Source organism: Paenibacillus sp. GCM10027630 (genome assembly GCF_042676305.1).
GTDB lineage: Bacteria > Bacillota > Bacilli > Paenibacillales > NBRC-103111 > Paenibacillus_S.
Window position 1 is genome coordinate 40,109 of record NZ_JBHTGY010000015.1, and the last position, 19,777, is coordinate 59,885.

At 44.5% G+C, this 19,777-nt stretch carries 21 protein-coding genes; 7 read left to right on the forward strand and 14 right to left on the reverse strand.

Features of this window, described 5'->3' with window-relative positions:
* Positions 1-39 precede the first annotated feature (39 nt).
* Both ACFQ0C_RS07860 and ACFQ0C_RS07865 read right to left on the reverse strand, forming a co-directional pair.
* Complete coding sequence (locus ACFQ0C_RS07860) at positions 40-660, reverse strand: diguanylate cyclase domain-containing protein (protein ID WP_379365597.1); 621 nt, start codon at positions 658-660, stop codon at positions 40-42.
* A 67-nt stretch (positions 661-727) separates the two neighbouring features.
* The gene (locus ACFQ0C_RS07865; RefSeq protein WP_379365599.1) at positions 728-1,741 is read right to left on the reverse strand and encodes an HD-GYP domain-containing protein; all 1,014 of its coding nucleotides are present in this window, start codon (positions 1,739-1,741) and stop codon (positions 728-730) included.
* 427 nt (positions 1,742-2,168) lie between these two features.
* Here ACFQ0C_RS07865 and ACFQ0C_RS07870 point away from each other — a divergent pair, with 427 nt between their 5' ends.
* Positions 2,169-3,302 carry a response regulator gene (locus ACFQ0C_RS07870; protein ID WP_379365601.1) on the forward strand — a complete coding sequence of 378 codons (1,134 nt, stop codon included), beginning with the start codon at positions 2,169-2,171 and terminating at the stop codon, positions 3,300-3,302.
* Positions 3,303-3,404: 102 nt separating this feature from the next.
* Here ACFQ0C_RS07870 and nadE read toward each other — a convergent pair whose 3' ends face one another.
* The 5 genes from nadE to ACFQ0C_RS07895 all read right to left on the reverse strand — a co-directional run bounded on the left by nadE (position 3,405) and on the right by ACFQ0C_RS07895 (position 6,589).
* Positions 3,405-4,214: an ammonia-dependent NAD(+) synthetase gene (gene nadE, locus ACFQ0C_RS07875; RefSeq protein WP_379365603.1), complete on the reverse strand. Its 810-nt coding sequence runs from the start codon at positions 4,212-4,214 to the stop codon at positions 3,405-3,407.
* A 163-nt stretch (positions 4,215-4,377) separates the two neighbouring features.
* Complete coding sequence (locus ACFQ0C_RS07880) at positions 4,378-4,812, reverse strand: BrxA/BrxB family bacilliredoxin (RefSeq protein ID WP_379365605.1); 435 nt, start codon at positions 4,810-4,812, stop codon at positions 4,378-4,380.
* A gap of 107 nt (positions 4,813-4,919) precedes the next feature.
* A complete protein-coding gene (locus ACFQ0C_RS07885) occupies positions 4,920-5,366 on the reverse strand; it encodes a DUF3905 domain-containing protein (RefSeq protein ID WP_379365607.1) in 447 nt (148 codons plus the stop codon).
* Positions 5,367-5,405: 39 nt separating this feature from the next.
* Positions 5,406-5,537, reverse strand: a complete 132-nt coding sequence (locus tag ACFQ0C_RS07890; protein ID WP_258217875.1) for a hypothetical protein — start codon at positions 5,535-5,537, stop codon at positions 5,406-5,408.
* Between the two features lie 74 nt (positions 5,538-5,611).
* Positions 5,612-6,589: a polysaccharide deacetylase family protein gene (locus ACFQ0C_RS07895; RefSeq protein WP_379365609.1), complete on the reverse strand. Its 978-nt coding sequence runs from the start codon at positions 6,587-6,589 to the stop codon at positions 5,612-5,614.
* Positions 6,590-6,818: 229 nt separating this feature from the next.
* On the opposite strand from ACFQ0C_RS07895, the gene ACFQ0C_RS07900 reads away from it, so the two are divergent.
* Positions 6,819-8,081: a BaiN/RdsA family NAD(P)/FAD-dependent oxidoreductase gene (locus ACFQ0C_RS07900; RefSeq protein WP_379365611.1), complete on the forward strand. Its 1,263-nt coding sequence runs from the start codon at positions 6,819-6,821 to the stop codon at positions 8,079-8,081.
* Between the two features lie 3 nt (positions 8,082-8,084).
* On the opposite strand, the gene ACFQ0C_RS07905 is transcribed toward ACFQ0C_RS07900, so the two are convergent.
* From ACFQ0C_RS07905 to ACFQ0C_RS07930, 6 genes are all read right to left on the reverse strand, one after another.
* On the reverse strand, positions 8,085-9,122 hold the full coding sequence (locus ACFQ0C_RS07905; protein WP_379365613.1) for an ABC transporter ATP-binding protein: 1,038 nt from the start codon (positions 9,120-9,122) through the stop codon (positions 8,085-8,087).
* Complete coding sequence (locus ACFQ0C_RS07910; protein ID WP_379365615.1) at positions 9,119-10,873, reverse strand: ABC transporter permease; 1,755 nt, start codon at positions 10,871-10,873, stop codon at positions 9,119-9,121. The genes ACFQ0C_RS07905 and ACFQ0C_RS07910 overlap by 4 nt, the downstream gene beginning before the upstream one ends.
* A 19-nt stretch (positions 10,874-10,892) precedes the next feature.
* Positions 10,893-11,933: an ABC transporter substrate-binding protein gene (locus ACFQ0C_RS07915; RefSeq protein WP_379365985.1), complete on the reverse strand. Its 1,041-nt coding sequence runs from the start codon at positions 11,931-11,933 to the stop codon at positions 10,893-10,895.
* 1,124 nt (positions 11,934-13,057) lie between these two features.
* A complete protein-coding gene (locus ACFQ0C_RS07920) occupies positions 13,058-14,134 on the reverse strand; it encodes a hypothetical protein (RefSeq protein ID WP_379365617.1) in 1,077 nt (358 codons plus the stop codon).
* 422 nt (positions 14,135-14,556) lie between these two features.
* Complete coding sequence (locus ACFQ0C_RS07925) at positions 14,557-15,426, reverse strand: cation diffusion facilitator family transporter (RefSeq protein ID WP_258217881.1); 870 nt, start codon at positions 15,424-15,426, stop codon at positions 14,557-14,559.
* A 229-nt stretch (positions 15,427-15,655) separates the two neighbouring features.
* Entirely contained in the window at positions 15,656-16,090 is a 435-nt protein-coding gene (locus ACFQ0C_RS07930; protein WP_379365620.1) for a hypothetical protein, read from the reverse strand.
* Positions 16,091-16,231: 141 nt separating this feature from the next.
* Between ACFQ0C_RS07930 and ACFQ0C_RS07935 the strand changes: the two genes are divergently transcribed.
* The 3 genes from ACFQ0C_RS07935 (at position 16,232) to ACFQ0C_RS07945 (ending at position 18,291) form a co-directional block, all read left to right on the forward strand.
* Positions 16,232-16,666 carry a DUF4870 domain-containing protein gene (locus tag ACFQ0C_RS07935; protein ID WP_308862417.1) on the forward strand — a complete coding sequence of 145 codons (435 nt, stop codon included), beginning with the start codon at positions 16,232-16,234 and terminating at the stop codon, positions 16,664-16,666.
* Positions 16,667-16,957: 291 nt separating this feature from the next.
* Positions 16,958-17,926: an aldolase catalytic domain-containing protein gene (locus ACFQ0C_RS07940; protein ID WP_258217883.1), complete on the forward strand. Its 969-nt coding sequence runs from the start codon at positions 16,958-16,960 to the stop codon at positions 17,924-17,926.
* A 152-nt stretch (positions 17,927-18,078) separates the two neighbouring features.
* Positions 18,079-18,291 (forward strand): CDGSH iron-sulfur domain-containing protein, encoded by a 213-nt coding sequence (locus tag ACFQ0C_RS07945; protein ID WP_258217884.1) that lies wholly within the window; start codon positions 18,079-18,081, stop codon positions 18,289-18,291.
* Positions 18,292-18,345: 54 nt separating this feature from the next.
* Here the strand turns inward: ACFQ0C_RS07945 and ACFQ0C_RS07950 are convergent, their stop codons facing one another.
* Positions 18,346-18,858: a GNAT family N-acetyltransferase gene (locus ACFQ0C_RS07950; RefSeq protein WP_379365623.1), complete on the reverse strand. Its 513-nt coding sequence runs from the start codon at positions 18,856-18,858 to the stop codon at positions 18,346-18,348.
* Positions 18,859-18,983: 125 nt separating this feature from the next.
* Here ACFQ0C_RS07950 and ACFQ0C_RS07955 point away from each other — a divergent pair, with 125 nt between their 5' ends.
* Both ACFQ0C_RS07955 and ACFQ0C_RS07960 read left to right on the forward strand, forming a co-directional pair.
* Positions 18,984-19,166 (forward strand): hypothetical protein, encoded by a 183-nt coding sequence (locus tag ACFQ0C_RS07955; RefSeq protein WP_379365625.1) that lies wholly within the window; start codon positions 18,984-18,986, stop codon positions 19,164-19,166.
* A gap of 136 nt (positions 19,167-19,302) precedes the next feature.
* Positions 19,303-19,758 carry a MarR family winged helix-turn-helix transcriptional regulator gene (locus ACFQ0C_RS07960; RefSeq protein WP_379365627.1) on the forward strand — a complete coding sequence of 152 codons (456 nt, stop codon included), beginning with the start codon at positions 19,303-19,305 and terminating at the stop codon, positions 19,756-19,758.
* The last annotated feature ends 19 nt before the right edge of the window (positions 19,759-19,777 follow it).

Below are 19,777 nucleotides of genomic sequence, written 5' to 3' on the forward strand. Positions count from 1 at the left end.
AGCAAATGATTCTGAACAATAATTGAACAAATCGGGCTGTTAGTCATCTTCCTCCATTTGATCTGCTTGAATCCCCGTTTCCTCTTGGTACACATAATACTGATCTCTACCCAGTCCTTTAGCTCTATACATAGCAATATCCGCTGCTTTTAACAGTATCGAGTGGTCGCTGCCTTGAACAGAGCCAATGCTGATGCCGATACTTCCCGTAATAGTCAGCTCATTTCCTTCGAGAAAGTACGGCTCCTTTATTTTCTGAAAAATCTGCTTCGCTAGTAGTTCCGCTCCATCTTGAAGGCAGTCTATGGAAATGATTAAAAATTCATCTCCGCCTATTCGAAAAACCTGTTGTTTTCCGGTTATAAAGCTATGCAAACGGCTTCCCACTGCTTTAACCAGCAAATCGCCTATGTTGTGTCCCAGCGTGTCATTTATCGCCTTAAATTGGTCCAAGTCAAGAAATAAGATAGCAATGCTTTCTTTTCCATTCTGCTTGTCAAAAAAACGTTTCATCTCATTACGGTTCGCCAAGCCGCTCATAGCATCCGTATACGCCATTTTTTCAAGCTTATTACATTTTAACGCCAGGAAAGAGGCTATAATTGCAATTACGACCGTAAGAGCGATGAGATAATAATTGTAATTTCCTTCAAACGGCAATTACTTTTACAGCTCCTTTCCGAAACAGCCTTGATATTACAATAAGACCGGATCGTTATTTTAAAAGTTAGATGAGTATGCGTTCAATATGACATGAGGATTGTTTGCTTAAGTCCAGAAAGCCTGAACTCATGCTTACCAAGGGATGAAGAGGATCATGGGGATTAACCATTACAATGGTTCCTGTTCTTCCGTCTGTTAGTAAAACTTCATTGCCAATAATGGACTGCATAATTTTATCTATAAACAAACGTATAATTTGGGGGTCCAGAACGCCAAAAGCATTATCATGCATTTGTTTTAATGTTTCGTAAAAAGGTGCTGCGTTTCTATAGGCCCGCTTAGAGGTCATTGCATGAAAAACATCGGCAACCGCAACAATTCGGCTAAAGAACGAAATCTCATCACCCTTAATTCCCAACGGATATCCGCTGCCATCCTGTCTCTCATGATGCTGATAGGCAACAAGCGCCTCTCTTTGGTTTGTCCCTACTGTATTCTTAATCATTTCATAACCAAAAAAAGCATGCTGTTTCATAAGCTCGAATTCCTCGGTTGTTAATTTATCGGGCTTATTGAGTATCTCAAGCGGTATTTTCAGCTTACCCACATCGTGGAGAGTTGCCGCTATCGTTAGTTGAGACAACACATTTTCTTTCAACTCAAGCCACCTGCCGATAAGGGTTGCAATAACTCCCACACCAATGTTGTGACGAAACGTATAGTCATCTTTGGATTGTAGGCAGGCGAAGAGACCGAACAGGTTAGGCTGCTCCGTAGTATGGTAAATCATTGGAAATATCTGCTTTCGAATAGTTAACAAAGGAATTTGTTTCGTGTAACGTATTTCTTGAAAAATTTCCTCAATTATCAAGACACTTTCATCGACAAGTGCACTATGATCGGTTCTCTCGGTTCCTTCGTTGACATCGTGCTCATCCAATGAAATCCCATGCTGGTTTAAAACCTGCAATTGTTCCAAACCAAGCAGTGTCCTAGCCGGCACTATGAGAATACCGGAATGGTTGAATTTATCCTGCTTCAATTGCTTACCGTAAAACATCTCATTACTCGTGATCATTCGCCTCCCCCTCCTGTGCTCTTACCGCAGCTTCATCGAATACAATGATTAATACACATAGGATTCCGATAATACATTAGCGCTCTGAACAATTATTGAACATAATCGAATCCACGGTTATCAACATCCATTAGCTGCGTATTCTTATCCGATAGACAACAACAAAAAATCCAAACCCGCAAAACCGGTTTCGGAAAATATTTGGAAAAAATCTGGATTCCGTGAAATATTTAACGTTTTTATTACTGTCAATATACGATAATACCTAAAGGAAACGAATCTGATTCATACAAGTTTTATCCATATGATCCTATAGCCCTATTCTCCTATGGTCCTATGATCCTATATTCTTATATTAATGTACTCCTGATACAACAAGGGAGTAATTGCAGGCCGTTCCTACTCTCTTTTATGGAGGTACAAATAGATGAAAGCCATACTCGTTGACGATGAGAAATTAGCGCTTCGCGATCTGGAGAGGCAGCTCAATAAAACCAACCAAATTGAAATCATTGGCTCCTACCAAACTAGCCGAGCAGCTCTCGATGCAGCTTTTGACGAAGAGCCTGATGTCGTATTTCTCGATATTGATATGCCTGAACTAAGCGGGATTGAAGTTGCCGAGCAGCTGCAAAACAGACTGCCATTCATAAATATTGTTTTCGTTACTGCCTACGAAGAATTTGCAGTCAAAGCGTTCGAGCTTAATGCAATCGATTATATTCTTAAACCGGTCATGCAAGATAGACTGTCACGCACACTCGGGCGTCTTATAAGCCTCACAGCAGCTCCCGCTGCCAAAACTAACGATTCACAAGGTACGATCCGGTGCTTTCAATATCTTCAGATCGATATCGACCAGCCCAAATCTATTCAATGGCGTACAACGAAAGCCCAGGAGCTGTTCGCATATTTGGTTCACCGCCGCTTCCATCCTGTGCGAAAAGATGTACTGATTGAGCTGCTGTGGCCTGATACAGACGCTCAGAAGGGTTATACCCAGCTGTATACCGCTATTTATCAAATTCGCAAAACACTGCGTGACTTGGGGCTTGACGCTCGCATTCTAAGTTCGGATAAGGGCTACCGGATTGAGCTTAATGGTATGAAGCTAGATACCGATGAATGGGAATCCACTCTGCAAGCGGCTGTTCCGATTACACCCGATACACTTGCCTATCATCTGGATTTACTTGACCAATACCGCGGGGATTACTTGATCGACTATGATTACCTATGGGCGGAAGGAGAACGCGAGAGGCTGCGGATCCTTTGGTATCAACATGCCCTTGAAGTCGGTCACCATTTGATAGACCAAGGAAGGTTAGCTGAGGCCATCATCCTGTATAACCGAATTCAATACTTGTTTCCGCATGTGGAAGAAATATATTTTATTCTGATGAAATTATATGACCAATGTATGGAATGGACTGCTGTAGAAAAGCAGTTTATCGCCTTGAACAAAATGATTCACGAGGAGTTTGAAACGGAGCCGCAACCTCATATTTCAACTTGGTATGCTAATTGGAAGGCATCAAAAACCTCCGATTCCACCATTTGATCCTTGAAAATTCCAAAGAGCAAGAGAAACCGATTGTTTAGAGATAACTAATAAATTGACGTAAAAAAAACAGACCGTGCGGCCGCACGGTCTGTTTCTCACTTAAATTCCTGGAATCGGCTCACGCTTGTGCGCCGTTTTTAAGTATTGCTTCTCCAGCTTCTCTTGTTCCTTAGGATCAATGGTCTTACCTTCCAAATAAGCGCTGTTAGCTCCATAAGTAATACCAAGCTCAGCTTCATCCGTTTGACCTTCCCACAGCCCTGCGGTCGGCGCTTTGTCCAACACGCTCTGTGGTACTCCCAGCTTGGCTGCAAGCTCCCTAACCTGGCGCTTGTTCAAAGTGCTTAACGGTGTAATGTCAACAGCCCCATCGCCATATTTCGTGAAGAACCCGGTGATTGCTTCTGATCCATGATCAGTTCCTACGACCAGCAAATTCAGTTCAAATGCCAATGCATATTGCAGCACCATCCGGGTTCTCGCCTTCACATTGCCTTTGCCGCCGCGGCTCAAATGGCGGGAATCGCCGATGGATTTCAAGCCGAACTCAGCTTCTAATGCAATCTCATTGACTGCTTCTTCAATATTCGTTTCGATCTTGTATTTCAAGTTAAAAGCTTCCGCTACAGCATAGCTATCCGAGATATCCACCTGTTCGCCATACGGCTGGAATACTCCGACTGTTTTATATTCCTTACCTTTTTCCTCGGTCAATTCATTGGTCGCTTGGATGCACAGCCCTGTTGCCACGGCACTGTCAATTCCTCCGCTTATGGCAATAAGCAGCCCGTTTACACCTGATTTCAGCACATAGTCCTTTAAAAAATCAACTCTTTTGCGAATTTCTTCATCTACATTGATTTCTGGCTTCACGCCAAGCTTAGCGATAATTTCCTGCTGCAGGCTCATCTTAAACGCACCTCTCCCACTCGTTTTCCTTTTAGTATAATCCAGACGAAAAAGATTGCAAAGTTATGTGTGAAAAACGACTGCCCTCCGTATAGAAAAAAACTCCCAGTCTAACCGATAATATCGGCTGAAGACGGGAGTCTTGGTTTCAATAAGCTAAAGCTTATTTGCAGTAGTTTTCGAATGCTCCGACCAGATCAGCAGCAATCATGTCCGCAGAACGGTCTTCGATTTGGTGGCGTTGAATGAAATGTACCAACTGTCCATCCTTAAACAAAGCGATAGACGGAGAAGACGGCGGATATGGAGCCAAGTATTCGCGGGCTTTAGCCGTTGCTTCTTTATCCTGACCGGCAAATACTGTAAACAGCTGATCCGGTTTCACATCATTCTGCAAAGCTTTGGCAACGCCTGGTCTGCACTGGCCTGCAGCACAACCACAGACGGAATTAACAATAACCAAGGTGGTTCCTTTGGAACCCTCCAAATTCTCAACAACTTCTTCCGGTGTGCGAAGCTCGGTAACTCCAATCCGAGTCAAATCATCGCGCATCGGTTGAACCATATCCTTCATGTATGACTCAAATGACATAGACATTATACTTTCACTCCTTTTACCTACATATGGGTTTACAAAATATCATATGTTCTTATTATACAACGGTAAGAGATGAAAGCAAAGTAGCCATTTCCTATGAGCGCCTTTTAATCTTTTGCAGCCTTGTTAGTTTTAGCCGCGGCCTTGGCTGGAGCTTCATCACCTGCGCTGCCATCCGCCTCATTATTGTAGGCTGGGTAGGCGACGTCTTTATCAGGGTGCATAAAAATGCCGCTCTGAGGTGGAATGCCCTCCTCAAAAATATCGCGATTCTCCGCGGTATGGAACCCCACATCCTTAAAAGGATGCACCCACTCATCGCCAGCCATAACGACAGGATCCGTTTCTTTGCTCCACTGCTCCAGCGGCGAATTTTCCGATTGATACATATGATCCCCGATAACTACGCCTTGCGAATTGACAAACGGCTCCCTAGGCCCCCGACCCTCCAAAAATTGCGGCAGGAAATTAATTTCAAACGGATCCAGTTCATTCTGGTCCTCACTGCTTGCTTTGTTACCAGGTGTGGATTTATCCTTCTCATTGCGGTCCATCCAGCATCACTCCTTTTATTCCATAAGTTGAACGACCTCTTAAACAGAGGGGCGGTTCGGTCCATCCAGCTTTTTATCCGTCACCGTGTCTGCCTTTGCCGAGGCAGCTTGTTTATTTTTTTGAGCCTGCTGCTCCTGCTCTTTGGAGTTTGATGTTTGATTGGTTCCCATGGTTTTTAACTCCCTTCGCTTAAAAGTAGTTTTAATAGTCCAACGTTATTATGTGTACCCTAGAAAAAATTCAATCAAGGCTTCAAAAATTGGTATGTAAATGAGTTTTTCCTCAATACATCAAACCTGTATCCTTGGTTTTTTAAATGAGTGATGACGGCAGGCAATGCCGCTACGGTGGTAGTTTTTAAATCCATATCATGCATGAGTACAATAATCTTCGATTTGCCTGCACTGTTGCTTATTACAGAGTCTATAATAGATTGTTTGTCCTGCACTGGCGCAGCTGCGTCCGTAGAGCTTACATTCCAGTCAAAGTATGAAATCCCAAGTTTCGACATTTCCCGGGTAATAGTTTTCATCACATTTCGACCTCCTGCACGCCAGCTTAGCTGATTATTCGACCCTCCAGGGTAGCGCAGAACCTCGGGCTTAACACCTACTGTTTCCTCCAAAAAGCGGTCCAGCCTATCGACATCTGCTTTGAATGCTTCTGCGGATTTGTAAATTTGATTGTAATTATGTGTAAAAGTATGGTTGCCTAGCGCATGACCTTGATTGACAATATTTTTGAGCTGCCGCTTGCTTTCCTCCGAGGTTTTGCCTATTACAAAAAAAGTCGCCTTAACTTCATACTCGTTTAAAATTTGTAAAATTCGAGGTGTGCTTTGTGAGGGACCGTCATCAAATGTCAGGTAAGCTACTTTCCCCTCAACTGGACTAGTTGTATTGGGGGTGACAATCTGTTCGTAATCCAATTCCCGAGTATCGGGTAGTTGAGGACCCATAATTGCCGTTTCCTCTGGAGCAAGAGCAGTTGTAAGCTGAAGCTGAGTTAGAACTGTTTCAAGATTGGCATCATCCGTATCTGCTGCAGCTGCGGGGTGAACGTTATTATTTGTTTCATAATGCTGAAATCCCGCACTCTGTCCTTGTAATCCAGCAGATGAATCGGTGGCTCGCTGCTCTGATTTATCCGGTTTAAACAATGAAAAACAAAGGATCAAACCCGCACAGACAACAGCTAACGCCCATAGAAGCGGCTTATTCATGGCAGTCCTCCCATTGGCCGGAATAGTACCATTATTATGGCTTCGGAACCTGCTGCAGCATCTGTAGGAATACTGGTTGCGCTGGGAGAAATATGAAGAGCCGCTGCAAATTGCCTACAGCTTATAAAAACGATAAAATGTACAGTACAGTACAATCAATCGGCAAAACGCACAGGTAAGCAAGGAACCTCTTTTATTACCTTTTGTTTTCTGTAAAGGAGCTTTATTCATGTACGATATTATTATTATTGGCGGCGGTTCTGCAGGACTTATGGCAAGCATAGCTGCAAGCGAACACGGGGCAAAGGTTTTATTGCTGGACAAAGGAGACAAGCTGGGTCGTAAGCTGGGTATTTCCGGCGGGGGGCGTTGCAATGTTACGAACAACAAGGAGCTGGATGAATTAATAAAACACATTCCTGGAAACGGCCGTTTTCTGTACAGCTCATTCGCTAACTTTAGCAACAAAGATATTATTGCCTTTTTTGAAGGTATGGGAATTAAGCTCAAGGAAGAGGATCGCGGAAGAATGTTTCCGGTAACGGACAAAGCCAAAACGGTTGTAGATGCATTAATAAACAAGGTTCGAAGTCAAGGGGTTCACATCAGAGGAAATAGCCCTGTTCAAGAGGTGCTGTACAGGGATGAGCGGACTGCCGGAGTCCGTTTGAAATCGGGAGAAGTCATCAGCAGCACGTCGGTAATTGTGGCAACCGGGGGTAAATCCGTGCCCCACACCGGTTCAACAGGCGACGGCTACGCATGGGCCGAAAGAGCGGGGCATACCATATCCGAGCTTTATCCGACCGAAGTCCCCCTTACCTCCAACGAGCCATTTATTAGAAGTAAAGAGCTGCAAGGACTCTCTCTAAGAGATATTACGTTGTCCGTTTGGAACCCCAAGGGCAAGAAGCTTATCGAACATGAGGGAGATATGATTTTTACCCACTTTGGCATCTCGGGTCCGGCCACCTTGCGCTGCAGTCAATTTGTCGTAAAAGCATTAAAACAATTTAATGTGCCCACTATCGCTGTAACTTTGGACATGATACCTGACATGAACCTTCAGGAAGTATTCGATCACACATTGGGTCTAGCCAAAACCAATCCTAAAAAAGCCATCAAAAATTTACTGAAAACCGTTCTGCCGGATCGGATGATACCTCTCATTCTACATAAAGCTGGGCTAAAAGAAGATATTACGTACGACAACATCCCCAAACAGCAATGGATGGAGATGTGTAAGCTTATCAAGGCATTTACTATAGCTGCCAATGGCTCACTTTCCATTGAAGAAGCCTTTGTAACAGGCGGCGGCATTAACCTTAAGGAAGTAGACCCCACCACAATGGAATCCAAGCTAACCGGCGGCTTGTATTTTTGCGGAGAAATACTGGATATACACGGTTATACAGGCGGCTATAATATATCGGCTGCTTTCTCAACCGGTTATACTGCTGGGAAAAGCGCTGCCCTGTCACTAGAAGAATAATCCTTAGCCGCTGCTCCTATTTAAGGATACTTTCTCATGCAATTGAAACCGTAGGGGAGAAACAATCTCCCATTGTTCTTGCTCTACTTGGATATGATAATGAAACTCTTTTCCCTGGAATTGGACATTAACCACTTCACCTTGAATCCCCTGGCGGGTTGTCGGGCTCAATTCAAATTGATCCGGCCTTAGCGGATACAGCCCGCTTGCTTTGAAATCGCGGGCCACATCTCGGCCCTGCCATACCCAGGTACCATCCGATCCTTGAGGCACGAAAACATCGTCATTCCATCGGCCACGGATAAGGTTAGCTTTCGAGACGAATTTGGCGACAAATTCGGTTTGCGGGCGCAAGTAGATTTCTTCCGGCGTTCCGACTTGCTCAACATATCCGTTTTTCATTACCACAATACGGTCTGCCATAGCCAGAGCTTCCCCCTGATCATGCGTCACATAGACGATTGCCGACCCCGTTTGCCTGTGGATGGACTGAATTTCTCTCCGCATATCCATTCGCAGCATAGCATCCAGACTGCTCAACGGCTCATCCATCAATAGAAGCGATGGTTCCGCTGCGATGGCTCTTGCAAGAGCCACCCTCTGCTTTTGTCCCCCTGATAATTCATGAGGCATGCGTTTTCCCAGCTCAGACAGTCCTACCATATCTAGCACCTTGGAAATTCGTTCTTTTTCATTGGCACGAATGGCATTCGGTGTTTCATTATGATGACGAATAGGAAAACGGACATGCTCCCAGACATTCATATGAGGCCATAAGGCGAAAGCCTGAAACACCATTCCGATCCTTCTCTTTTCCGGTGGCAGTGCGAAGCCCTGCTTGGCTACAGGTACCTTTTTCATATGAATCTCGCCAGATGTAGGCTGCTCAAATCCCGCCAATAGCCTCAGTAAGGTTGTTTTCCCACAGCCGGAAGGACCCAAAATGGCCACAAATTCTCCGTCCTCTATAGTTAGATTCACTGAAGATAATGCTTCAAAGCTTCCGAACTTTTTGCTCACCTGAATCAATTCAATGCTCATAATTGAACTCCTTTTTTCATTTGGACTTTTTGCACGATATGCAAAACTCCCATTCCTGCAGCAATCAAAACAACAATCAACGAGGATAACGCAGTGGAATACACCGTATCTCCCGCCTGTTCAAAGTTAAATATGGTAACACCTATCGTTTGGGATCCCGATGACCAGAGAAGAGCTGACACCGTTAGCTCTGTGAGAGCCGTCAAAAAGACGAGGAAAGCACCGCTGAGCAATCCTGGCAGCAGCAGCGGCAGCAGGACAAACGCCCATTTTCTCCACCCGTTAGCTCCAAAAATATGGGCTGCTTCCTCCATAGAAACATCAATCTGCATGAAAGCGGTGATGCTCGCCCGAACCTGCAAAATGAGGAAACGGCACACATAGGCGATAAATAAAATACGTATAGAACCATAAATACCAGGGTTCCATCCGGGAATAGGCTCCATCCAGGTAAAGATCATCGATAAACCGAATACAATCCCAGGCAAAGCGAAGGGAATCCCAATGATGATTTCAGCCGTTTTGGTAAACCAGGAAGGCCGGCGAACCCGTAAATAGGCAAGCAGCGTGCCTAGCACTAAACAAATTACAAGTGTCGTAACAGACAGCGTGAGGCTATTTTGAATCGATTTCCATACCTTTGGATTCTCCAGCAGGATGTAGCTATAGTGAGAAAATGTTAAATTACTTAATTTAAAAGGCAATCCATAAGCTTTCTTAAGAGAAGTTACTACCATCGAGAACAAGGGGATGACCGTAACTAGCGTCAATAAAGACCATAGGAGCGCACTTACCCACTTGCGAAATCGACCTAAATGATAGCGAGGAAGCTCGTCGACCTGTACCGTATCCGTTGCTTTGATTTTTCTGATTGAAAGCCACTGAAGAAGTGTGCCCATTACGGCAACTACACCTAAAATTACGGATAAAGAAGCCCCCCTGGCAAATGCCGTCGGGCCGAATCCGATTATTTCTTCATAAATTAGAGTGCTTAGCACAGAAATATTAGCTGGAATACCCAGAAAAGCCGGGATCCCGAAATTGTCCAATCCAGCCAGGAATGCAAGGAGTCCCCCGCTCGCCAAGCCCGGTAATGCCATCGGAAGAGTGATTAATGCAAAGGTTTTAATCCTGCCGGCCCCACTTGCTTTGGAAGCCCACTCCAAATCCCTGGGAATTTTCTTGAGCACACCAACCGTTAGCATATATACAAGCGGGAAATGATGGAGCCCCATAACAAAAATGATGCCGCCATAGCTGTACATACTCCAAGGCTTGGCCGCTGGATTGAATAAATGGAGGATATACGCCATTAAACCTTGAGAACCCATAAACGAGGACCATGACAAGGTTAATACATAGGAAGGCAGGATAAAGGGAATCAGCATCGCCATGTGCAGCACTTTTTTGTGTAAAAGATCCGTATAGGCCATCAAACAGGCAGTGATTACACCTAAGAGCACGGACACAAGCGTAGAACCTGCCACAATAATAAAAGTATCCTTGAACGACTTCCACGTTCGGGCTTGCTGGAGAATCTCCATATAATTTCCTAAAGAAAATCCCGCTTTAATCTGGATGCTTAAATAAAGTAATTTACCTATCGGTACAAGGAAGAAAATGATAAGAAATATGATACCTAACAAGCTCCAGGCTTTCTTGCCGACAAAAAAAGAAGAGAACAGAAGATCGAATTTGATCTCCCGTCTGCTTCCCTTCGTCTCATTATTAGGTGAGTTAGAATTAATCATTGGGGTTTCGCTCCACTTCTTACTGTCCGAACAAATGGATGAATTCCTTTTTATCCGCCTCGCGAGCTTCAGTCAGCTTGGAAATATCGGATGAAAGCACTTTGAATTCGGAGCTCGATTTTAATCCTTTTGGCGCCGCAATGCCTTCCCTTATCGGGGTATAACCGATGTCAGAAGCCACTTTTTGCCCTTCGTCAGACAGAACGAAATCGACAAAAGATTTGGCCGCTTTATCATTAGCCGACTTTTTCATAATACCAATCGGCTCTGTGATAACCGGCACTCCTTCGGAAGGATACACCAGCTCAACGGGTGAGCCTTTGGCTTTCTCACGTGCAACCAGGTAGTCGACCACCATGGCATAGGATTTCTCGCCCTTTGCTACCGACTGCAGAACCGCTCCGTTTCCTTTAACAACCGATATGTTATTAGCCTTCAACCCTTTTAAGTAATCCCATCCGAAGCCATCCGTGCGTGAAAATACACCCACATTATAGGCAGCAGCTCCAGAATAAAGCGGACTCGGCATGATACTATTATCTTTGCTCTCAGCAGAGCTCAGCACCTTCCAGCTAGTCGGAACGGTTTTAACCTTCTCCGTATTAATTGCCAAGGCTGTCGCTATGATTTTAGTTCCGGCATACAGGCCGTCCGGGTCCACTAACGACTTGGGAATCTTATTTAATTCAGGCGATTTGTAAGCAAGCAGCAGGTCCTGCTTTTTCAAGCCTTCGAAGGTTACAGCGTCTGCCACCAAAAGGACATCCGCTTGAATTTTGCCTGCTTGATTTTCCGCCTGTACTTTAGCTACAACTTCTTCCGTACCGGAACGGAAAGTTTCAACCTTCACATTAGGGTATTTCTTGTTATAGGCAGCCAGTAATTTCGTTACATCCTCTTCCGGCTGAGACGTATAGAACGATAGGGACCCTGCTACTGTGTCGGCTGCAGGTTTATTCACGTTTGTTTGTTCTGATCCTTGTGTTGGTGCAGGTGCAGGTGTTGGTTGGTCTTTTGTACCGCATCCACCAGCTATCATTAATACTGCCAACCCCATCATCAATCCGCTTTTTTTAAACAAATGGTTTCTCTCCCTTAAAATTGTTTTATCTTTCTACTATTATGAGCAGCATTTGTTAAGAGATTATCAACTGGAGGTTTTCGGTTTGTAAGAATATTAGTTTAATAGCACAATAAGGACCCACCACAAGGTCAATTCAGACATTTGCCTCTGATGCTAGAACAAATACGCCGTATGCAAAAGGAGTTACCGTTCTTACTTGACTTGAACGTACTACGTATCGCGATTTTCAAAAAAGCAACTGCACAACTGTGATTCTCATGGTAGACGTTCAGGCATATTCAGCAGCATGTGGAGATGCAACACAGTCGACGATGTGGGGTTCAGCCGACCGTCGCTATGCCGCAACGCGCGTCCGGGATTCGCGAGCGTTAGTTATCAGGAAAATGTCCTGTTAGTTACCCCGTTAAGAGAGCATCGCTATCCTATAACTGGAAATTATCATGCTAATTCTTCTCATTTGGCCCATATACCCAAATATCACCTTGTTTAGATGGAGGATTTCCAGCTAAATTGATTTCTTCGGTTTTTGGAGCCAAATTAGCGGTAGGATTTCCAGCTATCGCATATCCTTCTGCAGCTACCACCGATATTTTAGGCTACCATCCGGTATTCTTAGCCGTATTCCCTACTGTGGTTTTCCATATGTTACTCTCACAGTTAAAGGGGTGGCATGTCTTTATATGCCTTCATGTGCCTTCATGTGCCTTCATGTGCCTTCATGTGCCTTCATGCCCTCATGTCTTCATTCCCTTTAGCGCTTCAAATCAATTGCTTAGAAGGAAGTGCGGAAGTGAGGTGCGCTATTTCATTGTTTTAACGGTATTTTTCAAGTGAAACGGAACTAGGATCTCTTATTTGTTTAAAATATCGCATTCCTGACTATTAAAGTCGAAATAACGCACTGTAGTTCCGCGACTTCATGAAATGGGGGGATTTTCAAACAAATAGAGTATTGACGTTCCGTTAGTCAGCGGAATTCATGTTATCCCGATACCGCAACGTAAAAAAACCTAGCGGAACTATCACCGCTAGGTTCTATATTAAAATCTTAGAGTAAACTCACACCCTTGTGCTGATTAGGGGATCAAGTATCAATAAGATTATTTTGTTTTGGTTGCTCCGTTAGCTCCATTAGCTCTGTCACCGGATTTCCCGCCACCAAAGCCGGGACCTCTGTCTCCTTTTTCAGCGCGGTTTTTCTCCATCTCCGCTTTCAGCTCATCGACAGTAATGCCCTTCTCTGCAGCTAGCTTCTCCAGCTTCGCTTGGCGCTCCTGTTCCAGTTGGGTTTTCAGCGCCTCTACAGTGATGCCTTTCTCTGCGGCTTGTGCTTCCAGGCTCTTACCGCCTCCGAAACCAGCGCCTCTATCTCCTTTTTCACCGCGATTTTTCTCCATCTCCGCTTTCAACTCATCGACGGTAATACCTTTCTCTGCAGCCAGCTTCTCCAGCTTCGCTTGGCGCTCCTGCTCCATTTGAGCTTTCAGCTCATCGACAGTGATGCCTTTCTCTGCAGCCTGTGCTTCCAGACTTTTACCACCTCCGAAGCCAGCGCCTCTGCCTCCTTTTTCACCGTGATTTTTCTCCATCTCCGCTTTCAACTCATCAACAGTAATGCCCTTCTCTGCTGCCAGCTTCTCCAGCTTCGCCTGACGTTCCTGCTCCATTTGTGCTTTTAGTGCATCAACAGTAATGCCCTTCTCTGCCGCTAGCTTCTCCAGCTTCGCTTGGCGCTCCTGCTCCATTTGAGCTTTCAGCTCATCGACAGTGATGCCTTTCTCTGCCGCTTGTGCTTCCAGGCTCTTACCGCCTCCAAAGCCAGCGCCTCTGCCTCCTTTTTCACCGCGGTTTTTCTCCATCTCCGCTTTCAGCTCATCGACAGTAATGCCCTTCTCTGCCGCTAGCTTCTCCAGCTTCGCTTGGCGCTCCTGCTCCAGTTGAGCTTTCAGCTCGTCTACAGTGATGCCTTTCTCTGCGGCTTGTGCTTCCAGACTCTTACCGCCTACGAAGCCAAATCCACCTTTATTGCCACGCTCTTGCTTGTTTGTAAAATATTTAGAAGATCCTTGATTGTCTGTTGTTTGAGCAGCGTCTGCGGCGAATGCATATCCAAAAGAATTTAGTGCTAATACGGCTCCCAATGCTGTTACGATCAATTTCTTGTTCAATTTTTTCATAGTATGATTCCTCCAAAGTTTTTATTTTTTTTGTTTGCTGCTTACAAATACATCTTAGCCCACCTCCCTGAAAATACACTGAGCGCCAACTTTAAACTTCCTGAATTTTCTTTTATTTGGATTCTACTTAACCTCAAGGGAAAAACAGAGCCTTTTTTAACGCAATTTCGCCATAAGAAAAACTTCTATTCGAGGCTGTTTCGGTGATGATACATTCGTGTTTAAGAGGTCGCTTTTCTTGCTATATCAGACTTGTTCAACAACTCCATAGAAAACTTATTAAGTCTGACATTATAAGAAAAGCTTCTATCCGGTTCAAACTTATACTTCTAACATCATAAAAAAAGCCACAGCCAGGTAATGTACCTGCTACAGCTATGCGGACCGCTATGTTTTAATTTCGGAGACCCTGTTTGGTTGTTTTAATTGGAATATGGCTCAATATGCACATGAACATTGTCGATCTTGTGCTGCTTATGCATCCTTTGTTCAATGTCGTCACTGATAAAGTGGCTCTGCTCAACGCTAAGCTCGGCGCTGACCTCGACCACAACATCCAACAGCACGTTGCTGCCATGAACGCGGGCACGAATATCCCGGATTCGCTTAACACCCGGAGTTTCACTTACGGTTTCTTTAAACACCCGCAGCTTCTGGTCATCGAAACCATCCGTCAACGCATGTGTAGCATCAGAGAATATATCCCACGCTGTCTTGCAGATGACAATACCTACAATAAAAGCGGCAATCACGTCGAGCAACGGGAAGCCGAGGCTGGCACCAATGATCCCTACTGCTGCACCTATACTGACAAAGGCATCGGAACGGTTATCTTTGGCCGCAGCCATCAGAGCCTGGTTGTTAATTCGGTGTGCCAGCTTGCTATTGTATTTGTACACAATCCACATACATACAGCTGAAAACAGCGCAATCCATGCCGCCAACAGATTTGGTGCCTTTATATCGCCTGCCATAAAGCTTTGAGCCGCCTCGATTATAACTTGAATACCCGCGGCAAACATAATAAAGGAAGCAACCAGCGAAGCTACCGTTTCAGCTCTCATGTGACCATAGGGATGGTCATGGTCAGGCGGCTTGCGGGATATGCGCAGACCAATTAGAACAGCAAGGGAAACGATTATATCCGTAGTATTGTTAATACCGTCTGCAGTTAATGCTGCCGAGCCCGTGATATAGCCCATAGTGATCTTGAATGCAGACAAAAAAATATAGGCCGCTATACTTACCCATGCACCCTTCTCGCCCTGCTTCAGATTGTCGTATGTGTCCACGTGTGGCTCTCCTCCAGCTCCATGTCGAACATGCTCGATTTATTTTCGACCTCATCATATCAAACGAACCTTGTGTGGGTCTAGAGAAACAGTTTTTTCCTTGCAACGAAAATTAGGGATGGCACAACTTTGTTTTCCATGGCAAATCTTTTTTTCCTCAGGTAAAAAGAAGCAGCGGCCCGCTTCCACGGATACACGCTGCCCACTACCGAGTCCAACCTGCTGTCACTTACAAATGCACCCCTGCATCGAAATGGTTATAATCCTGCTCGGATGGATCGAACATCTCCTCACCTTTACCGGAGCCAGATTCTTCAGTGCTATCAGCTGCCGAATGATCTACATTTGCATTAGTCGCATAGTCATCCGTCCAATCCTCGTTCACGACATGGGCAGGAATAGAAATGAGATTTTCATTATTATACGCTTGTGTATAGGCATCTATCTCCCTGGCTCCTTGTCCATGCTCTATCAGACGGCCTCCGTGAGCTTGAGCAATCTCAAGTGCGGAAGTTAATTCAGTATGGTTGATTTGGATGTGCAGCGTTGGGCTGCTTAGCTCGGAGTGAACGCCTGATTTATATCCAAGCTCCTCCAATGTGCTCTGGGCCAGCTCTGCGGATGCTACGCTATCAAATTCGAAAAAAATGGCTTCAGCATTCATTCGGACAGCTCCCTTTCTTATCGCAAAATAGTCTGGTTTAGCGTTTCCATGAGCAGCCCAGCTTATTCCTAATGAAGCATGATTATTTCTATTGGAACTATTGTTATTCCATAGACATACAGTACGCTGGCAGCGCATAGGATGGTTACAAAGCTGAATTATCGTTACATACATTACATACATACCATTCTGATGAAAGAGGTGGATACTTTGTCTTCAATTCCGGAAAACAATTCTCCCGGTCAGTCCAACAGTACTCTGACAGCTGATCCCGCCGATGTGAATGCTAACAAATGGATTGGAGTATTGGCGTACATCCTGTTTTTCCTGCCGCTGCTTGCCGCTAAGGAATCCAGGTTCGCTATGTACCATGCCAATCAGGGACTCGTTCTGCTCATTCTTGGAATTGCCTGCAACATTGTGCTCGGACTTATCCCGGTAATTGGCTGGATTCTGCTGCCGCTTGCCAATTTGGCGACATTAGTTCTAGCCATACTCGGTATCATCCAAGCCGCTAACGGCCAACTGAAGCCACTCCCTCTTATCGGAGGCATAACTATCATCAAAACTCCTTGAGTGGAGCTACAACGTAATAGCAGCAGCAAACAGCCGGCTCTTCTTGAGCGGCTGTTTTTTTATTATCCTAATGGAAACACTAATAGCGACAGCATTTGACAAAAACCATTTATTTTCGTTGACAAAACTAGGGGTGGTATGTGATTATAAGTTAAGCGAAAATGATTTACTGCTTAAAAGCGCAGAAGCGTAGAAGCACAAAAGCCGAAAAGCTTTAAAGTGCCTTATATAAATCGGTAATGGCCGAGAATTTGCGGACTAGTGCCGTATAGCTGGAAGGAGCTAATTCAAATGACAAAAGATTACACCCACAAAATCGTAGATTGTACCATTCGTGACGGAGGACTCGTTAATAACTGGGATTTTAGCGTAAAGATGGTTCAGGATATGTACGCAGGCTTGAGCGAAGCTGGCGTTGAATATATGGAAATCGGTTATAAAAACTCCGCTAAATTGCTGAAGGGTGCAGAAGCGGGTCCGTGGCGCTTTTTGAACGAAGATTTCTTGAAGGAAGTTATTAAAACCAAGACCGATACTAAGCTGTCCGCATTAGTTGATATCGGCCGCGTTGACGAGAATGATATTTTGCCGCGCGAGCAAAGCCACCTGGATTTAATTCGTGTAGCTACATACATTAAAGATGTAGATAAAGCGTTAGAGCTTGTAGAGAAATTTAACGGCTACGGGTACGAGACAAGCATTAACATTATGGCGCTGTCTCACGTTATGGAGAACGAGCTTACCGAAGCACTTGAAGAAATCGGCAAAAGCCCTGTAGACGTTGTATATGTAGTCGATTCTTACGGCAGCATGGATCACAAAGATGTAGATTACATGGTATCTAAGTTCCAACGTTTGCTTCCTGAGAAAAAGCTGGGTGTACATATGCATAACAATATGCAGCTGGCATTCTCCAATACGATTCTGGGCGCAGGCAAAGGAGTTCAATTCCTGGATTCCTCCGTATACGGCATGGGCCGCGCTGCAGGCAACTGCCCTACTGAGCTGCTTGTCAGCTACTTGAAAAATACTAGATACGAATTGCGTCCGGTGCTTGATCTGGTCGAAAGACATCTAGTACCTATCCGTCAAAAAGTTGAATGGGGCTACGTCATTCCTTACATGATCGCAGGCGTGCTTAACGAGCATCCACGTTCAGGTATGGCGCTGCGTGCCAGCGATGACAGAGATAAGTTTGTTGAATTTTATGACAAACTAACTTCTCCGGAAGCTATGCCAACAAACCACCATTCCGATTAATCATACAATCAGGGAACGAACCCCGATATAGAACCAACTAGAAGTGTAATGCGATGCCAGGCATCTGCGTTACACTTTTTGCTGTTTTGGCGCCTTGGCCGACTACAAAAACAAGATAAAGTCCATACTCCTTACTGAAGGAGGTGATTCTTGTGTCAGAAGTTCATGTAACGACCGATGTGAAAATAACGGTAGCAGATAACGGTCCTCTCATTGTTAACGGAGGGATTGATCTGCTCGACGGCGAGGGTAAGGAGCTTGCTACCAAAGAAGCTACATACCTGTGCCGCTGTGGTCTCTCCAGTAACAAGCCGTTTTGTACCGGGGCCCATAAGGGCAAGTTCGAAAGCGTAGTCAGAGCTTAAACTATATTAAAAAAGCCGGAACCGAAAGTAGAGCCTTTACAGGTTCTACTTTTTTTACTCAATCGTCTTTTGGCATCTCACTTGAGCTAATTCTTTGCCTCTATTAATCAACCTCTCTGCCCCGTCAAATACAAAACCTAAACGCTCGTAAAAGCTTATGGCATTAATATTTTCCTTAAGCACCCACAGGGAAGCTTTTACATACCCAAACTCCTTTAGTCTATCTATCCCCCAGTTTATAAACACCTTACCTAAACCCTTCCCCCTATGCGCATCCAACAAATAAATGGCCTCAATTTCACCGTATTTTTCGTCTAAATCATCGTCATGGCATTTTCCGACTATCATGCAGCCAGCAGCCTGATTATCGACAACCAGAAGCGCTATTTTTTCAATACCTTCACTTAACGATTTTTGATAATACTCCTCTCGCTTTGCAACTGTAAATCGTTCTAGAAAATAATCCGGAATGATGCCACTATATGCATTTCGATACGACTCCGAATGAACATGAGCCAATACCTTCCAATCTGTATATTCAGCCCATCGAATTTCAACTTCACTCATGCAACGTTCTCCTTTGAGGCAGCTGGACACTTGGTCACGGGACAACTACCTTAGAAATTAGATATACTATAAAGTATACATTATACGCGTTTATGAAAAACCGGAAAATGAAAAGAGGGGCACAGATGAAAATTAAAGTCCAATTGTCTATTGGTGATCAAATGGTAAAAGAAGACAATCTTTTGATCGCGGAAACCAAGCTGGGGGAGCTTACGGATGAAGAGATTGAACAAGCTATCGAAATAAACATCCGTGCATGGGCGGACAAGATGATCCGCATTCATTGGGAAGTAGCGGAGGAAGACTAAGCATACTAACACCCCTCCGGGTTACCACTGTGCTCGGAGGTATTGCATGTTCAAAATAGGTTTGACAATTCTGCACGACTATATTATCTTGAATTTAGTTAAGTTCTTAACTATATGAAGAAGAACAGGTGACAGTATGACCGATTTGCAAAAATATGTTCTCAACCCGCCCTTGCATACGCAGGCTTTTTTTTCTCTAGTTGAAGCAACAGCCCATTTAGTTGGCATTTCGGAGAAATATTGGCAATCCAAGGGACTAAATGGTGCTAGAATCCGTATTTTAGTCGAGATTTCTAAGGAAGGGGGTACCATTCTTCCCTCCGTACTTGCCCAAAAAATTGGAGTTACGAAGCCCAATATTAGTTTATTGCTGGTACCTTTAGAAAACGAAGGATGGATTCGTCGGGCCAACCATCCGAAGGATGGTAGAAAAACGGTAATCTCTATTACAAGCGAAGGTCAGAGCCTGCTACTTAGCCATTTACCGGGAAATCGCCAAAGCATTGAGGAACAAATGAAAGGCTTAGAAGAGCAAGAGCTGAACCAATTGATTGTTTTGTTAAACAAATTAACCAGGTCCATACACAAGTGACCTGTTTTTTTAAAAACAT